General features: G+C 67.9%; 19 protein-coding genes. 12 read left to right on the top strand and 7 right to left on the bottom strand.

Annotated features, from left to right (window positions below; genetic code table 11):
• Positions 1-7 precede the first annotated feature (7 nt).
• Together sigJ and IG65_RS0103330 are read left to right on the top strand one after the other, a co-directional pair.
• Positions 8-910, top strand: a complete 903-nt coding sequence (gene sigJ, locus IG65_RS0103335) for an RNA polymerase sigma factor SigJ (protein WP_030513321.1) — start codon at positions 8-10, stop codon at positions 908-910.
• Positions 911-1,059: 149 nt separating this feature from the next.
• Entirely contained in the window at positions 1,060-2,286 is a 1,227-nt protein-coding gene (locus IG65_RS0103330) for a cytochrome P450 (protein ID WP_030513320.1), read from the top strand.
• A 15-nt stretch (positions 2,287-2,301) separates the two neighbouring features.
• On the opposite strand, the gene IG65_RS0103325 is transcribed toward IG65_RS0103330, so the two are convergent.
• The 4 genes from IG65_RS0103325 to IG65_RS0103310 all read right to left on the bottom strand — a co-directional run bounded on the left by IG65_RS0103325 (position 2,302) and on the right by IG65_RS0103310 (position 5,655).
• A complete protein-coding gene (locus IG65_RS0103325; RefSeq protein ID WP_036523071.1) occupies positions 2,302-3,531 on the bottom strand; it encodes a fatty acid desaturase in 1,230 nt (409 codons plus the stop codon).
• A gap of 141 nt (positions 3,532-3,672) precedes the next feature.
• The gene (locus IG65_RS0103320; RefSeq protein ID WP_081879234.1) at positions 3,673-4,500 is read right to left on the bottom strand and encodes a neutral zinc metallopeptidase; all 828 of its coding nucleotides are present in this window, start codon (positions 4,498-4,500) and stop codon (positions 3,673-3,675) included.
• Positions 4,501-4,657: 157 nt separating this feature from the next.
• Positions 4,658-5,146, bottom strand: coding sequence for a MarR family transcriptional regulator (locus IG65_RS0103315; protein ID WP_030513317.1), 489 nt, complete (start codon positions 5,144-5,146; stop codon positions 4,658-4,660).
• A 65-nt stretch (positions 5,147-5,211) separates the two neighbouring features.
• Positions 5,212-5,655 (bottom strand): nitroreductase family deazaflavin-dependent oxidoreductase, encoded by a 444-nt coding sequence (locus IG65_RS0103310; protein WP_030513316.1) that lies wholly within the window; start codon positions 5,653-5,655, stop codon positions 5,212-5,214.
• Positions 5,656-6,010: 355 nt separating this feature from the next.
• Here IG65_RS0103310 and IG65_RS0103305 point away from each other — a divergent pair, with 355 nt between their 5' ends.
• The gene (locus tag IG65_RS0103305; RefSeq protein WP_051755256.1) at positions 6,011-6,892 is read left to right on the top strand and encodes an MHYT domain-containing protein; all 882 of its coding nucleotides are present in this window, start codon (positions 6,011-6,013) and stop codon (positions 6,890-6,892) included.
• 33 nt (positions 6,893-6,925) lie between these two features.
• Here the strand turns inward: IG65_RS0103305 and IG65_RS0103300 are convergent, their stop codons facing one another.
• From IG65_RS0103300 to IG65_RS0103290, 3 genes are all read right to left on the bottom strand, one after another.
• A complete protein-coding gene (locus IG65_RS0103300) occupies positions 6,926-7,198 on the bottom strand; it encodes a hypothetical protein (RefSeq protein ID WP_030513314.1) in 273 nt (90 codons plus the stop codon).
• Between the two features lie 145 nt (positions 7,199-7,343).
• Positions 7,344-7,823, bottom strand: a complete 480-nt coding sequence (locus tag IG65_RS0103295; protein WP_051755254.1) for a C40 family peptidase — start codon at positions 7,821-7,823, stop codon at positions 7,344-7,346.
• A 289-nt stretch (positions 7,824-8,112) separates the two neighbouring features.
• Positions 8,113-9,549, bottom strand: coding sequence for an amino acid permease (locus IG65_RS0103290; protein WP_036523068.1), 1,437 nt, complete (start codon positions 9,547-9,549; stop codon positions 8,113-8,115).
• Positions 9,550-9,701: 152 nt separating this feature from the next.
• On the opposite strand from IG65_RS0103290, the gene IG65_RS0103285 reads away from it, so the two are divergent.
• The 9 genes from IG65_RS0103285 (at position 9,702) to IG65_RS0103245 (ending at position 20,824) form a co-directional block, all read left to right on the top strand.
• Entirely contained in the window at positions 9,702-10,919 is a 1,218-nt protein-coding gene (locus IG65_RS0103285; protein ID WP_030513311.1) for a cytochrome P450, read from the top strand.
• Positions 10,916-11,482 carry a TetR/AcrR family transcriptional regulator gene (locus IG65_RS0103280; RefSeq protein WP_030513310.1) on the top strand — a complete coding sequence of 189 codons (567 nt, stop codon included), beginning with the start codon at positions 10,916-10,918 and terminating at the stop codon, positions 11,480-11,482. Before IG65_RS0103285 ends, IG65_RS0103280 begins: the two co-directional genes overlap by 4 nt.
• Before the next feature lie 135 nt (positions 11,483-11,617).
• Complete coding sequence (locus tag IG65_RS0103275; protein WP_030513309.1) at positions 11,618-13,417, top strand: acyl-CoA dehydrogenase; 1,800 nt, start codon at positions 11,618-11,620, stop codon at positions 13,415-13,417.
• Between the two features lie 71 nt (positions 13,418-13,488).
• On the top strand, positions 13,489-14,265 hold the full coding sequence (locus tag IG65_RS0103270; RefSeq protein ID WP_231509036.1) for an RluA family pseudouridine synthase: 777 nt from the start codon (positions 13,489-13,491) through the stop codon (positions 14,263-14,265).
• A gap of 217 nt (positions 14,266-14,482) precedes the next feature.
• Positions 14,483-15,262 carry a metallophosphoesterase gene (locus IG65_RS0103265; protein ID WP_030513307.1) on the top strand — a complete coding sequence of 260 codons (780 nt, stop codon included), beginning with the start codon at positions 14,483-14,485 and terminating at the stop codon, positions 15,260-15,262.
• An 81-nt stretch (positions 15,263-15,343) separates the two neighbouring features.
• Complete coding sequence (locus IG65_RS0103260) at positions 15,344-16,822, top strand: NAD(P)/FAD-dependent oxidoreductase (protein ID WP_030513306.1); 1,479 nt, start codon at positions 15,344-15,346, stop codon at positions 16,820-16,822.
• Between the two features lie 79 nt (positions 16,823-16,901).
• Entirely contained in the window at positions 16,902-19,196 is a 2,295-nt protein-coding gene (locus IG65_RS0103255; protein WP_081879232.1) for an ATP-binding cassette domain-containing protein, read from the top strand.
• Positions 19,193-19,930: an energy-coupling factor transporter transmembrane protein EcfT gene (locus IG65_RS0103250; protein WP_030513304.1), complete on the top strand. Its 738-nt coding sequence runs from the start codon at positions 19,193-19,195 to the stop codon at positions 19,928-19,930. The genes IG65_RS0103255 and IG65_RS0103250 overlap by 4 nt, the downstream gene beginning before the upstream one ends.
• A gap of 225 nt (positions 19,931-20,155) precedes the next feature.
• Positions 20,156-20,824, top strand: coding sequence for an ammonium transporter (locus IG65_RS0103245; RefSeq protein WP_227463040.1), 669 nt, complete (start codon positions 20,156-20,158; stop codon positions 20,822-20,824).
• Positions 20,825-20,876: the final 52 nt, after the last annotated feature.

Raw genomic sequence — 20,876 nt, 5'->3', positions numbered from 1 at the left:
CGAGATCATGACCGATCCGGAAGCGAGCGTGGTGGTGGGTGAGCGGCGGGCGCTGATCAACCTCGCCTACCGGCTGCTCGGCTCCCTCGCGGAGGCCGAGGACGTGGTGCAGGAGACCTATGCGCGCTGGTACGCCCTGTCCCCGGAACAACAGCAGGCCGTCGAGGCGCCCGGTGGCTGGTTGCGGACCGTGGCCAGCCGCATCTGCCTGGATCTGCTCGGTTCGGCGCGGGCTCGCCGCGAGCGCTACGTCGGTGAGTGGATTCCGGAGCCGGTCCCGGACCGCAGCGAGTGGGGCACGCCCGCACCGGCCGATCCGGCCGACCGGGTGACGCTCGACGAATCGATCAGCATGGCGTTCCTCGTCGTACTCGATTCCATGACGCCGGCCGAGCGTGTGGCCTTCGTCCTGCACGATGTCTTCCGGTATTCCTTCGCCGAGATCGCCGATATCGTCGGCCGCACTCCCGCGGCCTGCCGCCAGCTGGCCTCCTCCGCGCGCCGTCGTATCCAGACCTCGGCACGTCCCTCTCGGGACGAGCGTGCCGAGGTCGTCCGAGACTTCAAACGCGCGTGGGAGACGAAGGATATCGAGGCACTGATCGAGATCCTGGATCCACGGGCAGTCGCGACGGCCGACAGCGGCGGCCGGGTGGTCGCCTTCCGTCATCCGATCACCGGTGGCGAGCAGATCGCTCGAGCATGGATCGAAATCGCTTCCCGCGCCGCGGAAGTCACACTTCTCGAGCGCACCGTCAACGGCCAGCCCGGCCTGGTGGCACAGATCGACGGCGCCATCGCGACCGTCTACGCCTTCGATATCGCCGACGGCCGGATCACCCGGATCTGGGCGATCCGCAATCCGGAGAAGCTGCGGCAGTGGACGGAACACCGACTGTCGCCGCAGTGACCATGAAAGTGGTTCGGGCGGAACGATTTCTACGCGAATCGGGCATCCGCGGCTCGGCCTGATTTTCGGTACTTTGGATACGGTCACCGTCAGGACCGGTCCGACACCGGTGGGGAGCGCCGATAGGCGCCGGTAGCAGGGAGCACAGCATGGCCGACGCCGAGGTTTCCGAGCAGATCGAACTGGTGGAAGACGACTTCCACGACGATCCGCACAAGTACTACGAGCGCTGGCGGGCCCGGGGGCCTGTGCACCACGTGCGGTTCACGCACGAGCGCGGTATTCCGTGCTGGGTCGTCGTCGGCCATGCGGAAGCGCGGGCGGCACTGGCCGATCCGCGCTTGCGCAAGAACTCGGCCGGCACCTTCGAACTGTTCCGGCGCAAAGGCTCTGCGGTGCTGTCGAATTCGGATGCGCAGGCGTTGAGTACCCACATGCTCAATACCGATCCGCCGGAACACACGCGACTGCGGAAGTTGGTGAACAAGGCCTTCACGCCACGGCGGGTGGCGGCCTTGCGCCCGCGCATCGAGGAGATCACCGCCGGATTGCTCGACGAAGTGGCCGCGCACGACGAGGTCGATCTGCTTCATGCGTTCGCTACTCCGCTACCCGTCACCGTGATCTGCGAACTGCTCGGCGTTCCCTTCACCGATCGCGACGATTTCCAGCTGTGGACGAAGATCCTGGTGGGGGCCGCCGGAGATCTGGCGGACCGCGACCGCGCATCCGCCGATATGGGCAGATATCTGACGGCGCTGCTGGCGGACAAACGCGTTCGGCCCGGCGACGACCTGCTGTCGGGCCTTGCCATCGAACAGGACGAAGGCGACCGCCTCACCGATCCCGAATTGGTGGCGATGGCTTTCCTGCTGCTGGTGGCCGGTCACGAAACGACGGTGAACCTGATCGGCAACGGCACCTTCGCCCTGCTGCGCAACCGGCCCCAATTCGATGCGCTGCGGGCGGATCCGGACGGTATCCCCGCCGCCGTGGAAGAGTTTCTGCGACTCGACGGCCCGGTCGGCTGGGCCACGGTCCGGTACACCGAGGAACCCGTCGACATCGGCGGAATCGTCATCCCCGCAGGCGAATTGGTTTACGTCGCGCTCTCGGCGGCCGATCGCGATCCCGATCGGTACCGTTCACCCGACGAACTCGATATCGGTCGGAAGCCGTCCGGACATGTGGCCTTCGGCCACGGAATCCACTTCTGCGTCGGCGCTCCCCTGGCCCGGATGGAGGCCGCCGTCGCCTTCACCGCTCTGCTGGATCGCTTCCCGAAGCTGGCCCTGGCGCCGTCGTTCACCCCGCGGTGGCAGCCGAGCCTGCTCATGCGGGGACTCACCGAACTGCCGGTACGCCCCCACGGATGAGGTGAACCCGCCGGATCATCCGGTCGGCAGCGCGGTCTTGGCCGCCACTACGCGCAGCGCGGTGCGCAGCCCCCGGCGCGAACGAGACGGTGCGCCCTCGGCGGCCGCGAACAGGCGGTATCCGAGAAACTTCCGCTCCGACGCGGTTTCCGGGGCGTCGTCGGAGGTCGCGGTGAGAAAGCGATCCGGCAGCGCCAATTTGTGGATCGTCCGGAGGGTGAGCGCATACTGCCGCAGCAGAGGACCCGTCGTGTACGGCAGATCGAATTCTTCGCACAGCGCACGCACGCGGGCGGCGATATCCCGGTACCGGTTGCTGGGCAGGTCCGGGAACAGGTGATGTTCGATCTGGTAGCACAGATTGCCGCTCATGAAGGCCTGAACCCGCCCGGCATCGAAGTTCGCCGTGCCCAGCATCTGGCGCAGATACCATTCCGCCTTGGTTTCCGACTCCAGCACCGACGGAGTGAATTTCTCCGCGCCGTCGGGAAAATGGCCGCAGAAGATCACCAGGTACGCCCACAGGTTGCGCAGCACATTGGCGCCGAGATTGGCGAAAAGCGTTCGCCGCCATCGCTTTCCGCTCAATGCGGGGAACAGCACATAATCCTTGCCGGCCTGCCGGACCAGTTTTCCGAGCAACGCCCGGGTCTGGCCGGCGCGCTCGGCGGTATCGGTCACCCGATCGTGGACGGAGTCCAGGTCGTGCCAGGCGATACCCCATTCGAAGGTCGCCGCCAGCAGCACATTCTGTAATGGTTGCAGCAGCAGGCGCGGCCGCCAGCGCTGGTCTCTGGTCACCCGCATCACGCCGAAGCCGATATCGTCGTCCATTCCCAGCACGTTGGTGTAGAGGTGGTGGCGGACATTGTGTGCGTAGCGCCACTGCGCGGACAGCCCGGCCATATCCCACTCCCAGGTGTTGGAGTGAATTTCCGGGTCGTTCATCCAATCCCATTGACCGTGGGAGACGTTGTGTCCGATCTCCATATTCTCGACGCTCTTGGCCGTCGCCAGGCCCGCCGTGCCGAGCACCCAGGCGAACCGGCCACGACCGGCGAGAATGACCAGTCGCGCGGCGGCGTCGAGGGTGCGCTGAAAAACGATCGTGCGGCGAATGTAGTTCGCGTCACGAGTACCCCGGTCGGCCTCTACATCGGCGCGAATCCGGTCGAGCTCACGCCCCAGCGCCTCGATATCGGCGGGACTGAGATGTGCGTACGCGCCGATCTCGGTAATAGCCATGACCTACATCCTCGGATTGGTGTGTGGTGGCGCGAACGCCCACCGACGAGGACATATGCGGAGACCCGCCGATCACCCGAGCCTACCCGTCCTCGATGAACAGTCCGCGAGACGACCGCAGCCGACCGCGCGGCCGCGTGTTCATTCCAGCCACGCGTCGCTGCGAGCCGCCCACGGGTTGCATTCGTACAGCGAGGGTGCAGCGGCGGAGGCCGGGTCACTGCTCGGGTGCATTCCCCACCCGAACCAGTTGGCGACGTTCTGGTTGGTCCCGTGCCAGCGTCGTTCGCCCGGCCGGTCACCCGCGCCGGCGTTGTTGGCGTAGGCCCGGTCGGCCAGGCCCTGGGTGATGGCACCGCGTCCGGTATTGACGCCGTAGAACATCCCGGAGAAACACCACGCCTGCAGCTCCAGCCGACGGTTGAGCAGGTCGACCTCCGGCCCGGTCCAGTTCAGCGCCGAGGCCCTGGCTTGGAAGGCGGCCATGATTCCGGTGAGCTGTTGCACGTGGTGTTCGTATTCGTGCGAGAGCACCGCGAGCACGTTGCCGACGCCGTAGCCGATGACCGGCGCCATGGTGTCGAACGGCATCACGATCATCCGGTCGGCCGCACAGTAGAACGCTTCCCGATTACTGCCGGTGGAACTGCACGCACCGTGGTAATCACCGATTCGGGCGCCCGCCCAGAGCGCGGGCGAGGACATGGGGATCCGGAAGTGTGCCAGGGTGGGCGCCCATGCGGCGTCGTGGCAGCTGATCGCGGCGCGGTAGTACGCCTCCGCACCATCCGGAGTGTTGCGCCAGCCGGGCAGTCGACAGTCGACACTCGACAGGCCCACGCCTTGCTCGCTGAGCACCGGATTACTGCCGAGTTCCGGGTCGGTTTTCACCGGGCCGGTGCCGGTGTGCTGACGATTGCCGGCTACCGGCGTCGCGTCGGGCGTCGACCGCGCCGTAGCCTGCGGCATGGCCGGCGAGCCGACGGGGTCCGGCGAGTGGGCCGTCGCACAACCACAGAGAAGCAGAGCGGCGACAGCTGAAAAGATCCCCCCACGAAGCAATTTCACGTCCTACTTGTACCAGAGCTCGCCCTCGCAGAGCCGCCGGCGAGGAGTGCGCGGCCGGTCAGCTGCCGAGTTCGGCGGCGGAGTCCGCGCCTGCGGTACCGGTCTGCCGGAGGAAGTCCGCGATCACCTCGAGCTCTGGCTCCGAGTACCGGTCGAGCACCTCGTCCATGCGCCGGTTCATGCCCGAGAACACGTGGAACAGTTCGGAATTGCGCTCGCGGACGGCGCGCAGGGTGACTGCGCGCCGGTCGCTCGCCTCGGGGTCGCGTTCCCGGACGATCCAGCCGCCCTTCTGCAACCGGTCCAGGACACCGGTGAGGGTGGCCGGGTGCAGGCCGGTGAGCCCGGCCAGGGCGGTCGGCGAGACGGGGCCCCGCCGGTTGATCAGGTCCAGGCAGGTCCAGTCCACGTCGCGGAGTTCCACCCGGCCGCCGAACCGGCGATTCAGCAGGGCGAGCTGAATGTTCAAGTCGCGCAACGCATCCTTGACGTCGACGGCCAGCCGGCGCCGTTGCTGCGCGGCCGCGCGATCCGCCTCCGAGCTCATCGGCACCCTCCGGTCGATTCATACGATTTTCATATGATATCCCCGGCGCGGACGAACCCGGCAGGTCAGTGCGGTTCGACCCGGAACACCGCGATGCGCTCGGCCGCCGCCGCCACTCCGTCGGGAGTTCCCACCTCGGCCAAACCGGTTGTGACGAAACGGTTTCCGACACTGGCGGGCCCGGCTCCGACCAATTCCCGCAGCAGCGCCCCGCGCTGCTCGACCGGAACCTCGACCAGTCGCGCGGTCGAGGATTTCCGTCCGCGCGTCAGCGTGACCGAATCGGCCGCCCGCACGTTGGCCACCCAGGCCGCCCGCGGATAGGCCTGCACGATGTAGTGCGCCCCACTCAACTCGTTGACCGCGATCGGGAAGGTGCGCGGTTGCCCGCTGCGCCGACCGGCGACGGTGAGCAGTTGCATCGGACCGAAACCGATTCCCAGCCGTTGCAGCCCGACCACGAGCGGATTGACCCGATTGACCATCCGCCGATACCGCTGCGCATCCATTCCGGCACCTCCAGTACTCCCGAAACCATATTCTATGATTTTCATATCATATCTATACAGTATCGTCTTGCGATAGTCCCGAACGTCCGGATTCGTCCGATAAACCTGTCAAGGGCCATAGGTCCCCAAGGTGGCGCAAGTGCGCCAGAACACACCTCCGGTTCGATGTCCATCAGGCGACACTCCGGCAAACCCCGTGCACACACCCCGTGAACCTGTGTCACCTGCACATTTGCCGGACGGCGAGAGAGGTCGGCCGCACCCGGATACGAACGGGCGCGAGTAACGACCATGAGCAATGTGAACTATCGTCCGGTCACGAATCGATAACCCCTCTTTCGCTTCGGGAGACCTCGTGCTCGAGCTCGACCACTTCAGCCACGGCTGGGTAACCCCGGTCCTGGCCTATGTCATGTCCTTCATCGGATCCGTTCTGGCGCTGCGCTGCGCCACCCACGCCCGGGCCTCGCGCTGGCCGGGCGGCTGGTTGATCGCCGCGGCCGTCTCGCTCGGCGGCGCCGGCATCTGGGTCATGCACTTCACCGCCATGCTCGGTTTCTCGATCCACGGCGCGAACATCCGCTACGACGTGCCGATGACGCTGCTCAGCGCGGCCATCGCGATCGTCGTGGTGTGGGCCGGACTGTCGATCGTGGTGCGCGGGCACCGGGAGGTGATCGCACTCCCCCTCGGCGGCATGATCACCGGATTCGGCGTCGCGGCCATGCACTACCTCGGCATGCATGCCATGAACGCCGGCGCACACATCGAATACAGCACCGGACTGGTGGCCCTGTCGCTGCTGATCGCCGTGGTGGCCGCGACCGCGGCACTGTGGTTCGTCCTGCACGTGCGCGGGTTCGCCGCCACCATCGGCGCGGCGGCCATCATGGGCCTGGCGGTCTGCGGAATGCATTACACCGGAATGGCATCCATGACGGCGCACCGCATGGACAACATGGCCGAGCCGACCGGCGGTGTCGACTCGGTGCAGCTGCTCACCCCGCTGATCATGGTGGTCACGCTCGTCACCATCATGCTCGTGGTGCTCGTCGGACTCGCCGAGGTCGACGGACCCTCGCGACGCGACGATGCCGATGACACGAACGATCTCGATCTCGCCGACAGCGGCCGCGCGTGGCCGCGCGCCTACACCGAGGAATCTCCCGCACCCGATCAGCCCGCACCGGCATTCAGCCTGCAGGCGATTTCGAAGCGGCAGTCGACCCGTCGATAGCCGGGTGATACGGACGATCGGCCGAGCGAACGCTCAGCCGATCGTCCTCCGGATCCATTCTTCCGCAGCGTTTTTCGCCTCCGCGACCGATCGCGCGCTGACCTCGCGCAACATCCGGCCGTCGGCGGTTTCGATACGCCAGGCGCAGGTGGTCAGCGTGGTCGGCTTCACCAGACCGCGCGCATCGCCGAACGCCTTGACCAGCCACCAGCGGGTGCCGTCACCGGCCAACTCCCAGCCGTCGACCGCATCCGAGGGGCGCACCGGCCCGAACGGCTCGTCGGCATTCGCCCGAGTCTCGGCCACCGGCCCCCTCCTCCGCGATTCACGTTGCAGTCCAATGCTGGTCGATCTCGATACTCGATCTCGATGCACATTGTCGCGCAACATATCCTCGCGGCGGATTCGAACCCCTGGATCGGCGAGCCGCGGGGCGCACCCGCCGGCGGCGTCAGAAGCGGCGGGCGCCGGTGACCGGCATCTGCGCGATCGCCGATCGGATGACACCCTCACCGCTCGTCGCGGCGTGCACGACCGTGCCGTCACCCGCGTAGAGAGCGGAGTGTCCGCCGCCGTAGAACGACACGAGATCGCCCGGTTGCAGCGCATCCAGGTCGACCGGCGTGCCGGCGGTCAGCTGGTCGTAGCTCGTCCGCGGCAGGTCCACCCCGACCTGCCGGTACGCCCACTGCACCAGACCCGAGCAGTCGAACGCATCGGGACCGGTGGCACCCGAGCGGTAGGCCGAGCCGATCTTGGACTCGGCGGCCTCGAGCGCCCGCTCACCGACCGATTTCATGGGCTCCGGCGGGGCCGGATGGATTTCCGGGAAGAGCCCGGGAATTGTGAACTGCGGCGGTAGTGGAATTCCCGGTACGACCGGGGCGGGTATCGGCGAGCCGGCGTGTGCGGGGCCGGCGGTCGCCACCATCGTGTCCGCCGCGCCGAACAGAACGACCAGCGTTGCCGCGGTCGACCAGGCCCTACGACCCGGAAAGCGGGTACATCGACCCGCCTCGGTTCCTGCCATGATGCGTTCCTCCGAATCTCGTAGCGAGAGCAGATTTCCGAAACACCACGGTGATCAGTCGATCGTTGGATCCGGGGAGCAATGATTCGCCACGGTCGGGGAGAAACCAAATACCGAACGCGCCAATTCGAATAACAAAACGATAAATTCGCGAAATACCTCAGATATCGCTGGTATCTCGATACAATCCCTACGGCCGTCCGGCGGGGGTCGCGGACGCATCCGGGCCGGTCGCCAGCAGAGAATGGCGGCGGCTGTAGGTCAGGTAGACGATCGCGCCGACGGCGAACCAGACGGCGAAGCGCAACCACGTCACCGGTTGCAGGTAGGTGATCAGCCACATCGAGAAGCCGATGCCGAGCAGGGGCACCACCGGCATCCCCGGCGTGCGGAAGCCGCGCGGCAGATCCGGACGGCGATAGCGCAGCACGATCACCGCCGCACAGACCACGATGAAGGCCAGCAGGATGCCGATATTGGTCAGCTCGGCGGCCTGGCCGATCGGCAGCAGTCCCGCGATCACCGCCGAGGCGACACCGACGATCCAGGTGATCCGCGTGGGCACCTGGCGTACCGGGTGGGTTTTGGCAAACCACTGGGGCAGCAAGCCGTCCCGGCTCATCGAATACCAGACGCGGGTGACGCCGAGCATGAAGGTGAACAGCACCGTCATGATGCCGACGATGGCGCCGGCCGCGATCAGACTGCCCAGCCCGGGCAGGCCGACGGATTCGAAGGCGGTGGACAGCCCGCTCTCCGGGTCGATGTCGGTGTAGTGCTGCATTCCGGTCAGGACCAGACAGACCAGCACATAGAGCACCATCGACACCGCCAGCGACAACAGAATCGCCTTGGGCAGATGACGTTTCGCGTCCACCGACTCCTCGGCCGCGGTCGACATCGCGTCGTAGCCGAAGACCGCGAAGAAAACGGTCGCCGCCCCGGTGACCGCGCCGGACATGCCGAACGGGAAGTACGGGTGGTAGTTGGCGGAATCGATGTGGAAGAACCCGACCGCGATCACCACCACGACGACCACGATCTTCAGGCCCACCACGAAGGTTTCGAATCGCGCCGCGGCCCGGATACCCAGGTTCAGCAGGGCGGCGATGAGCAGGCACAGCATCGCGGCGAACAGATCCACCACATGGCCGTGCCCGGTTCCCGGCGCACCCAGCATCCACTCGGGGAGCTCGATATCCAACTGTCCCAACAGGAATTGGATGTAGCCGGAGATGCCGATCGCCACCACCGACACGATCGCGGTGTATTCGAGCAGCAGATCCCAGCCGATGAACCAGCCCACCGGTTCGCCGAGTACGGCGTAACCGTAAGTGTAGGCCGAACCGGCGCGCGGAATGAGTCCCGCGAATTCGGCGTAGGACAGCGCGGCGGCGGCGCTCGCGACGCCGGCGATCAGGAAGGAGACGAGGACGGCCGGGCCGGCGGTCTGATTCGCGACCGCACCGGCCAGCGTGAAGATGCCGGCGCCGATGATGCCGCCCACCCCGATGGCGGTCAGCTGCCACAGGCCCAGCGTGCGGTGCAGGGTGGTGGCGGATTCGTCCTGGATCTGGTCGATCGGCTTGCGCCGGAAGAACTCTCGCAGAGCGGGACCGGTTCGCATGGGCGCTCCTTGTCCGACGGGCGGCGCTGGTCAGCCCACAGTACCGATCTCACCGGCGGGTCGCCCGGTATCGGTCCCGGTGCGCGAGCGGCGGACCGCTACCGATGAAACAAGTTCTAGACATACTCGGCTATTTGTCTTACCGTCGACACATGAGCACAATGATGTCTCACGAGGCACGCTTCACCTTGCGTTCCGGCGACTCCTGGCGCGACCCCTGGCCGATGTACGCCGCCTTGCGGGAATCCGATCCGGTGCACCACGTCGTCCCCGAGAACCGCCCGCACGAGGACTACTACGTCCTTTCGCGCTACGCCGACATCTACGCGGCGGTGCGCGATCCCGAGACGTTCTCCTCGGCTCAGGGTCTGACGGTCGACTACAACAATCTCAGCGAGATCGGGCTCGGCGAGAACCGGCCGTTCGTCTTCACCGATCCGCCGGACCACACCGTCTTCCGGCGCCGCGTGGCCAAGGGGTTCACGCCGCGGCAGGTCCAGGAGATCCGGCCCGCGGTCGAGGCGTTCGTGATCGAGCGGCTGGAGAAGCTGCGCGCGGCCGGTGGCGGTGACATCTCGGTGGAGTTGTTCAAACCGCTGCCGACCATGGTGGTGGCGCATTATCTCGGGGTGCCGGAAGAGGACCGGGCACAGTTCGATCGCTGGAGCGAGGCGATCGTGGCGGCCTCGGCGACCGGCGGCATCGAGCATGCGCAGGAGGCGGTCGGTGAGCTGACCCAGTACTTCATCGCGATGATCGAGAAGCGCAAACTCGAACCGGCGGACGACACCGTCGCCCATCTGGTGGCCTCGGGACTCGGCGCCGACGGCGACTTCGGCGAAATCCTGCAGATCATCGGTTTCGCGTTCACGATGATCACCGGCGGCAACGACACCACCACCGGAAATCTCGGCGGCGCGGTGCAATTGCTGACCGGCTACCCCGAACAGCGGCAGCGCCTGCTCGACGATCCGAGCCTGATCCCGGGCGCGGTCGACGAATTCCTGCGCATGACCTCGCCGGTGCAGGGTCTGGCCCGCACCACCACCCGCGACGTCGAGATCGAGGGCGTCACCATTCCGGCGGGACGGCGGGTGCTGATGCTGTACGCGTCGGCCAACCGGGACGAGCGCGAATACGGTTCGGACGCAAGCGAACTCGATGTGACGCGGAATCCGAAGAACATCCTCACCTTCGGCAACGGCAACCACCACTGCCTCGGCGCGGCCGCCGCCCGCATGCAGGCCACCATCGCGCTGCGGGAACTGCTGGCCCGGTGCCCGGACTTCTCCGTGGATCCGGACGGCGTCCGATACACCGAGGGCAATTACGTGCGCTGGCCGGTCAACGTCCCCTTCGTCCCGGCATGAGCGACTGGCTGGCGCATCCGCGCTCCCTGCAGGCGGCCGAGCGGATCCTGGATGCCGCCGCGAGCCTGTTCTCCGAACGCGGCGTGAACGCGACCCAGATGGGCGATATCGCCAAGGCCGCCGGCTGCTCGCGGGCGACGCTGTACCGCTACTTCGACAGCCGGCAGGCGGTGCAACTGGCATACGTGCATCGCGAGGCACGGCGGGTGGGCGCCCGCGTCACCGCCGAGATCGGGACGATCGCCGACCCCGGCGAACGCGCCGTCGCCGGAGTGCTGGCCAGTCTCCGCGCGGTGCGTTCGGACCCGCTGCTGATCGCCTGGTTCCGGCCCGACGACGCCGGAGCGACCCTGCAGATCGCCCAGACCTCCGAGGTGATCGAGGCCATCGCCCGCTCGCTGTTCACCGCGGAAACATCCTCGGCACACGATGATTGGGCGCGGCTGGCCCGCTGGCTGACCCGCATCATCGTCTCGCTGCTCACGGTGCCCGGCCGGGACGAGGCCGAGGAGCGCGACATGCTGGAGCGCTTCATCGCCCCCCTCGTCGCCCGGGCCGGCTGAGCCCACTTTCCCGGCGCACACCGTCCCGGCGCACCCGCCCGGCCCGACGGCGCCGGACATGCCACGCGGGAGCCGTCGCGCGGCGCCACGCCCGCGCACCTTGCGCGCGCGGGCGTTGCCCAGCAGGCTTGGGATATGGATTCGCTCATCTTGTCCGCTCGCGACCTCGATTTCCTGCTCTACGAGTGGCTCGACGTGACCGGGCTGACCGAGCGCGAGCGCTATCGGGAACACAGCCGCGAGACCTTCGATCAGGTGCTCGCGCTGAGCCGGGAGCTGGCCGAGAAGTACTTCGCCCCGCACAACCGCCAGGGCGATCTGCACGAGCCGACCTTCGACGGCGAGAAGGTGCACATCATTCCGGAGGTGGCGACGGCGCTGTCGGCCTTCGCGGAGGCGGGATTCGTCGGTGCCGCGATGGACGAGCGCGTGGGCGGTATGCAATTGCCGCATACGGTCTTCACCGCGTGCATGGCGTGGTTCTACGCCGCCAATGTGGCGACCGCCAGCTACGCGCTGCTGACCATCGGCAACGCCAACCTGCTCGCCGCGCACGCGGATTCGGAACAGCTCGACCGCTTCGTGCGGCCGATGCTCACCGGGCGCTACTTCGGCACGATGGCGCTGTCGGAACCCCAGGCGGGTTCCTCGCTGGCCGACATCACCACCAAGGCCCTCCCGCAGGACGACGGCACGTACCGGCTGTTCGGCCGCAAGATGTGGATCTCCGGCGGTGACCACGACCTGTCGGAGAACATCGTGCATCTGGTCCTGGCGCGCATTCCCGGATCGGATGCCGGAACCCGCGGCATCTCGCTGTTCATCGTGCCGAAATACCTGCCCGCCGAGGACGGTTCGCTCGGCGAGCGCAACGATGTGGTGCTGGCCGGCATCAACCACAAGATGGGCTGGCGCGGCACGGTGAACACGGCGCCGGTCTTCGGCGACGGGGCGTTCACACCCGGCGGCGCACCGGGTGCGGTCGGCTATCTGGTGGGTGAGCCGAATCGCGGCCTGACCTACATGTTCCACATGATGAACGAGGCGCGCCTGGGCGTCGGCCTGGCCGCTACCGCGTTGGGGTACACCGGCTTCCTCAAGGCCCTCGACTATGCCCGCAATCGGCCGCAGGGCCGCCCGGTGACGGTGAAGGGCGGTGCGAGCGCGCAGGTCCCGATCGCGCAGCATCCCGACGTTCGCCGAATGCTGCTGGCGCAGAAGGCCTATGCCGAAGGCGCGCTGGGCCTGCAGTTGTACTGCGGCACCCTGATCGACCGCCAGCGCAGCGCCGTGGACGCCGACGAGGCGCAGCGCGTCGCCCTGCTGCTGCGCGTCCTGACCCCGATCGCGAAGAGCTGGCCGAGCCAGTGGTGCCTGGCCGCCAACGACCTCGCCATCCAGGTGCACGGCGGCGCCGGATACACCCGCGACTACGACGTCGAACAGCATTACCGCGACAACCGCCTCAATCCGATTCACGAAGGGACACACGGCATTCAGAGCCTGGACCTGCTCGGCCGGGCGGTGGTCGCGGACGGCGGCGCGGCACTGACCCTGCTGCTCGACACCATGGGCGAAACGGTCGACCGGGCTCGCGCGACCGGCGACGCGGAACTCGGTGACTTCGCCGATGCGCTGGCCGCGGCCGCCGGACGCATCGCGACCACGACCGCCACGGTGTGGCGCGATGCCGATCCGGAAGCGGCACTGGCGAATTCGTCCGCCTACCTCGAGGCGTTCGGACATGTGGTGCTTGCCTGGATCTGGCTGGAGCAGGCGGTGGCCGCCGCGCGCGGATCCGAGGACTTCCACCGCGGTAAGCGGGTCGCGGCCCGGTACTTCTTCCACTGGGAATTGCCCCGTACCGCACCGCTTTTCGATCTGCTCGACGCGATGGATCGCACCACGACCGACCTCGACGACGCCTGGCTCTAGCACACCGGGCCGGGCGGCGCCCACCCCTCCTGGCGATATTCGGCCATCGCGCCGCGGACTAATCTGGCCCGGTGGAGACGCACCCGGTGGAGATGGGCTGGCAGCAGCTGGCGCAGCAGTTCCTCGTCGACGAGGACGAGGCGATCATCGCGCTGAACAAGCCCGCCGGGATCGCCGTGACCGGGGAACGCCACGACACCGATCTGGTCGAGCTGGCCGCGGCCGAGGGAATCACCCTCTACCCGGTGCACCGCATCGACAAGGTCACCTCGGGCCTGGTGCTGTTCGCCAAGGATCTGGCCGCACACGGCGGACTGACCAGGCAGTTCACCAAGCGCACGGCCGACAAGCGGTATCTGGTCGTCACCGCCGCCACCGATCTGCCCGACACCGGCGTCATCGACCTGCCGTTGAGCGTCGGGCGCAAGAATCGGGTGCGGATCGCGGCACCGCGCGACACCATCCGGCGGGAGGGGCAGATGTGGACGGTCGCCGAGAGCGATCTGCTGGCCGGTAAGAACTATCCGTCCCGGACCGAGTTCACCACCGTGGCGCGGACCGATCGGCACACGGTACTGCTGGCCCGGCCGATCACCGGGCGGCGGCATCAGATCCGGGTTCACCTGGCCTGGATCGGCTATCCGATCGCGGGCGATCCGCTGTTCGACAAATCGGGTGAGTACGCGCGCACCCATCTGCACTCGCTGTCGTTGCGGGTGGAGGCACCCTGGCGTGTGGATTCCGAACTCACGTTGACCGCCGTACCGGGTGCGGATTTCTTCTCGACGGGATCGAGCCCGATCATCGACGATCCGGCCGCCCTGCTCGAGCGGATCGCTGCGGAATAGCGGCTCGCCGTTTCCGGCATTTTCCCATAGCTTTCTGCTATAAAAGGTGGCATCCGTCACGCAGACGGCGCGCTGAGGACCTTCTACTCTGGACAAGTGCCGTATCGGCACGCATGCGGCCGAAGCGATCACACCCGGGGGCCGATTCCACACGGGCTCGCACAGGTCGTTCCCGGCGACGGGCGCAACGGTGCGATCCCACGAGAAAGCGGACGCCATGATTCTGTTGGCACAGCTCAGCGATACCCACTTCGACCTGGATTCGCGCAACGCCGAACGAGTCGCCGCCGTTCTCGGCTACCTCGACCGATTACCGCGCCGGCCCGACGCGATCCTCGTGACCGGCGACCTCACCGAATCCGGGACCCTCGCCCAGTACGAACAGGCGCGCAAAGCGCTGACCACCGATATTCCGCTGTACGTCCTGCCCGGCAACCACGACGACCGGGCCAATCTGCGGCGGACGCTCCTCGACGGCGCCGCCGAGGAGGGACCGATCAATCAGGCCGTCTATATCGGCGGGCTCACCGTGGCACTGCTCGATTCCACGATTCCCGGTTCGGGCGGCGGGGAGCTGGGCGAGCGAACCTACGCGTGGCTGGACCGGTTGCTGGCCACCACGCCCGCGGACGCCTCCGTGCTGGTGGCGATGCACCACCCGCCGGTGCCGATGTACTCGACGGTGGTCGATCCCATCCGGCTCGCCGATCCGGAACGGCTGGAGCGCACCGTCGCCGGTGATGCGCGGATTCTCGGCGTGCTCACCGGACATATGCACGCCATGGGCACCACGCTGTTCGGTGGGCGGCCGCTGGTGGTGGCGCCCAGTGTGGCCTCGGCCATCGGCGGGGCGTGGGAGGTCGAGGAGCCCGGCGACGTTCCGATCGACTACGCGCCCGACCCGTCCGTGGTGCTGCATGCCGTCGCGGACCGGCGGCTGACCTCGATCGTCCGCACCGTGCCGATGGGCGGCCGGATCCGCGTACAACCGCGCTGAGCAGGGTTTCCGGAACGGGGTTCGGAGGCGGCGGCACGCGCCTACAGTGGAGATACTGTTCTCGATTCGAGGAGCGCGCGCATGCCCGCTACCAAGCCGTCGGTCATCATCGTCGGAGCCGGGTTCGGGGGACTCGGCGCGGCAATCGAGCTGCAGCGCAACGGTTTCGACGACCTCACGATTCTGGAGCGGGCGAACGACCTGGGCGGGGTGTGGCGGGAGAACACCTATCCGGGCGCGGCCTGCGACGTGCCCTCACCGCTGTACTCGTTCTCCTACGAACCGAAGCCGGATTGGCCGCATCGCTACTCCGGTCAGGCCGAGATCCTGGGCTACCTGCATGCGGTGGCGACGAAACATCGGTTGCTCGAGCGGATCCGATTCGGCGCCGAGGTCACCGAGGCGAGCTTCGACGAACACGCCGGGCGCTGGACGGTTCGCACCGCCGACGGCGACATCCGATCCGCCGACGTGCTGATCAGCGCGGTCGGGCAGCTGTCGCGCCCGCGGATGCCCGAAATCGCGGGCATCGAGACGTTCGCCGGGCCGTCGTTCCATTCCGCGCAGTGGAACCACGATGTCGATCTCGCCGGCAAGCGGGTCGCGGTGATCGGAACCGGCGCCAGCGCAATCCAATTCGTACCCGCCATCGCACCCGAGGTGGACCGTCTGACGCTGTTCCAGCGGACCGCTGCCTGGGTGGTGCGGCGCACCGACCGCGAGTACCGGCCGATCCATCACGCCCTGTTCGCACACGTGCCCGGTCTGCGACTGGCCCAGCGCCTGTGGGTGTGGTGCTTTCTGGAGTTCTTCTCCCTGGGCTTGACCGCGATCCCGCCGATCCGGCGCATCGCGACCTGGTTGGGTACCAGCGCGCTTCGCCACGACGTGCCCGATCCGCGATTGCGCGCGAAGCTGACCCCCGACTATCCGGTGTTGTGCAAACGGGTGCTGTTCTCCAACGAGTACTACCCGGCGCTGATGCGGCCGAATGTGGACGTCGTGACCGAGCCCATCGCCGAGGTGGTGCCCGAGGGCGTGCGCACCGCGGACGGAACCGTGCACCCGGCCGACGTGATCGTCTACGGCACCGGCTTCAAGGGCAGCGAATTCCTCTGGCCGATCCGGATATTCGGTCGCGACGGCGCGGAACTGGAGAAGGTGTGGGCCGAGGGGGCCCGCGCATATCTCGGGATGACGGTGCCGGGATTTCCGAATCTGTTCCTGATGTACGGACCCAACACCAATCTGGGCACCGGCTCGATCATCTACATGATCGAATGCCAGGCCCGCTACATCCGGCAGGCCGTGGCATATCTGAGCGAACATCCGGGATCCTGTCTCGAGGTGAAGTCCGAGACCGCGGCGGCCTTCGATGCGCAGACCCAGCGCCGGTTGCTGCGCACGCCGTGGACCGCGTGCTCGAGCTGGTACCGCAATGCCGCCGGGCGGATCACCAACAACTGGCCCGGTACCGTCACCGCGTACCGCTTGCGCACCCGGTCTCTGAATCCGGACGACTACGTCCTGCGCGCACCGGAACCGGTCCATACGTCATGACCAGCCGACGCGGTCCGCGTGCTGCCTCCGCCCCGGCGAGGGCCGTCACGCAGTCCGCCGGTGCTGGCAGACTTGAGCCGTGACCGCGCCTCCTTCCGCCGGCGCCGAGCCGCGAATCGCTCACGGCCCGCTGCGCCCCGTCGAACTCGCCACCGCGGCGGTCCTCGGTGGGGTGACCGTCGGGCTGGTGACCATCGGCTCGGTGGTGCCCTACGCGGCGGCCCTCAATCTGGTCGCCGCGGTGCCGATGGGCCTGCTGGCGCAGCGCTACCGGCTGCGCGCCGTCCTGGGCGCGACCGTGGCCGCGACCCTGGTGAGCTTCGTCGCCGCCGGCCTGGTGCCCGCGGCCACCGTGGTCAGCGCGGCGACCATCGGCGGCATCATCGGCACCGTCAAACGGCGGCGACGCGGACTGATCACCGTCCTGTTCCTGTCGTCGCTGGCCGGATTGATCTGGGCGGCCTTCTCGGTCGGCATGCTCTACCTGTTCGCCGCCTCGCGCCGGCTGGTCTTCGACAACGTGCGCAATATCGCCCAGGGCATCGATCACATGCTCTCCCGGCAGCCACAGCTGGAATCGCTGGGCAACGGTGTCGTCTCGGTCACCGACAGCGTGCTGAGCTGGTGGTGGCTCTACATCGGCGGCGGTGTATTCCTGGGCGTGGTCATGACCGCCGTCTTCTCCTGGTTCGTCCTCGGCTCGGTCCTGGATCGGCTGGAGTGGCTGCCGGGGCGGGATCGACTGGACGCGCCGGCCGATACCCGCGCGGTCGCACCGGTGCCGGTCCGGTTGCGCGGCGTGTCCTTCCGCTATCCGGGTGCGCGCGCCGATGCGCTGAGCGATATCGACCTGTCCGTCGAGATCGGCGAATTCGTCGCCGTCGTCGGCCACAACGGATCCGGCAAGTCGACGCTGACCCGGCTGCTGGCCGGCCTTCCGCCCACCGGCGGCACGGTCGAACGTCCCGGTTCGGCGGGGCTCGGCGTGATCGGTGGCACCGCCCTGGTGCTGCAGCGGCCCGAGAGTCAGACGCTGGGCGTACTGGTCGCCGACGACGTGGTGTGGGGGCTGCCCGCCGAGGCCGCGCGGGCGGTCGACGTGGAGGCGTTGCTGTGCGAGGTCGGGCTGAGCGGGCTCGGTGGCGCGGAGACCGCGACCCTGTCCGGCGGCCAGCAACAGCGCCTGGCGGTGGCGGCGGCCCTGGCTCGCGATCCCGCACTGCTCGTGGCCGACGAGGCGACTTCGATGATCGATCCGGACGGCCGGCGCGAACTGGTCGCGCTGCTCGCCGGATTGCCCGCCCGGCACCGGATGGCCGTCGTCCTGGTCACCCACCACGAGGCCGACGCGGCGGCGGCCGAGCGGGTCATCCATCTCTCCGGAGGTCGCCAGGTCGACCATCTGCCGGCCTGGCCGCGTCCGGTGCGCAATCTGCGACGCTCCCCGATCGGCGAACCGCTGCTGGAGCTGCGGGATGTGCGCCACACCTACAACCGCGGCACCCCGTGGGCGGCGACCGCGCTGCGCGGGGTGAATCTGACCGTCCATCGCGGGGAGACACTGCTCGTCGTCGGCGGCAACGGGTCGGGAAAATCCACCCTGGCCTGGATCATGGCGGGACTCGTCGTGCCGACCACCGGCAGTTGCCGGCTGTGCGACTACACCGGGTCGCGGCCGGTGCACAAGCGCATCGGCGCGGTCGAGCTGGCCTTCCAGCACTCCCGGCTGCAACTGCAGCGCCAGACCGTCGGCGCCGAGATCGAGGATTGGGGCGGGCACGGCACCGGTTCCGGGGCGGTGGGCCGCGCGCTCGACGCGGTCGGGCTGGACCGGGCGATGGCCTCCCGCTCGATCGAGGAATTGTCGGGTGGTCAGGCCAAGCGAGTGGTTCTCGCCGCGATCGTCGCCAGTCGCCCGCAGGTCGTGGTGCTCGACGAACCCCTGGCCGGACTCGATCCGGAGGGCCGCGCGGAGGTGGTGGAACTGCTCGCCCGGCTGCGGGATTCGGGACTGACGCTGATCGTCATCTCGCACGATGTGGCCGATATGGAGAGTGTCTGCGACCGGACGGTCCACCTGCAATCCGGTCTCATCCTGGAAAGCCTGCCTGCCGTCGCGGCCGCCGCCGACAGCTCGGCCGATGCCGCCGGCGCCCCGGCGGTGGCGCCCCCGGGGCCGGCCGAACCCGTACTCGGCCCGCCGGCCGACGGCGACGGGCGCGGGGAAACGGGGATCGCGGGCCCGCGGTCCGAACCGATGCAGCCCGGGACGAACGGCGCGACGGACGGCGGCCGGCCCGAGACCGATCGAGCCCGGGGCACACAGCGCCGCAGCCGCGGCCGGCACGGCGACGCCCTCGGAGGTGCGCGATGAGTATGGTGCTGCTGCGCGAAGTGCCGGTCGACAGCCCGATCCATCGGCTGTGGGCCGGGACCAAGATGATCGTCGCCTTCTTCATCAGTGTGCTGCTGATGTTGCAGCCCGCGTGGCCGGTCCTGGGAGTGGTGGTCGCCTTCCTGATCGCGATCGGCCTGATCGCCCGGCTGCCGCTGGGCACGCTACCGCGGCTGCCGTGGTGGTTCTGGGCACTGATCGTGCTCGGCGGGCTGATCACCATCCCGACCGGTGGTGCCGCCGTACTGCGGTATGTCCAGGTCACGCTGTTCGGGCTGGTGTTGCTGACCACATCGTTCCTGATCGCCTGGACGACCCCGATGAGCGAGATCGCTCCCGCCCTGGCCAAACTCGGTGCGCCGCTGCGTGTTCTGCGGATTCCGGTGGACGAATGGGCGGTCGTCGTGGCGCTGACTCTGCGCGGACTGCCACTGCTGATGGACGAGATCCGGGTGTTGCGCGCCGCCCGCCGGCTGCGTCCGAAGGACGGGTCGATGGCGCGCGGAGCCGCGAATCCGCTCGTGGACATTCTCACCGCGGCCATGGCCGTCGCCACCCGTCGCGCCGGGGAGTTGGGTGAGGCCATCACGGCACGCGGCGGGACAGGTGAATTGACCGCGCATCCGGCCGGACCCCGCCGGGCCGACTACCTCGCTCTCGTCCTGTCGGTGGTGGTGTGCGGCGGCGCGGCGGCGATCGGCGTGTTTCTGTAACTCGCCGAAGCAAATCTTCAGCGATCTCATGTCGAAACCGGCAAACTCATTTCGCTTTGTGAAACACGAAGTCAGCGGATCGAATTCGCCCCACTTTGCGGCCGAGTGAAGGTACGGTTACTTCCGTGAGTTAGCCGGACCGCGGCTCCACGCGCAGGGGTTGAGATACGTCGGGGGTATTGGGTTCTCAGCGCGCGTCGTTTTCGGCTGCCGAATTTCTTCCTGATGGAGATTGGAACCGGAATGTTTCTGCGCAAGTTCGCCGCTCTTGCCCTTCCGGCAGTAGTGGCCGTCGCCCTCGGGGCAGGCACTGTCCATGCCGATACCGGCGCACCCACGGTGCGCTACGAAACCCATCTGACGGGCAATACCGTCGAAACCACTCTCGACGGCGGCTTTTTCCGCGTCGACGCCGACGGACGCACCGTCGACGTCACCGACGCCGACGGCCGCGCGCTCGTCACACTGCCGCTGTCTCTGCGGCAGGACGGTGTGGAATACCCTCTGCCCCACCAGGTGCGCGACGACGCCCGGGTCCTGGAATTGACCGTGGTGAAGGACGCCGCGGCGGCGCGGCCCGCGCCGGTGACCCCGGTGGCGTCGCCGCTGGAGAATCAGAGCGCGATGAACGCGTTCGCAACCCAATTCGGGCTCGGAACCGCGATCGGCAGCTTCATCGGTACCGCCATCGGCGGAGTGATCGGCTTGGTCGTCGGCGCCGCGGCAGGCGGTATCGGGGCGATTCCGGGATTCATCACGGGTGCCACTGCGGGCGCGATCATCGGCTCGCTGGTGGTCGGCGGACCCACGCTGGTCGTGGCCGCCATCGATCTCATCAGCACGCTGAGCGCTCCGGCGGGCACCACGAAGTGGTACACCGCCACCACGAACTGACTCGCCCAACCGAACATCCCGAAGGGTCCGGCGCCCATACCTCGTGGCGCCG

It is taken from the genome of Nocardia sp. NRRL WC-3656 (assembly GCF_000720265.1).
GTDB lineage: Bacteria > Actinomycetota > Actinomycetes > Mycobacteriales > Mycobacteriaceae > Nocardia > Nocardia nova.
Note: the sequence above shows the minus strand (reverse complement) of the source record. Positions and strands in the feature narration are given on the sequence as shown.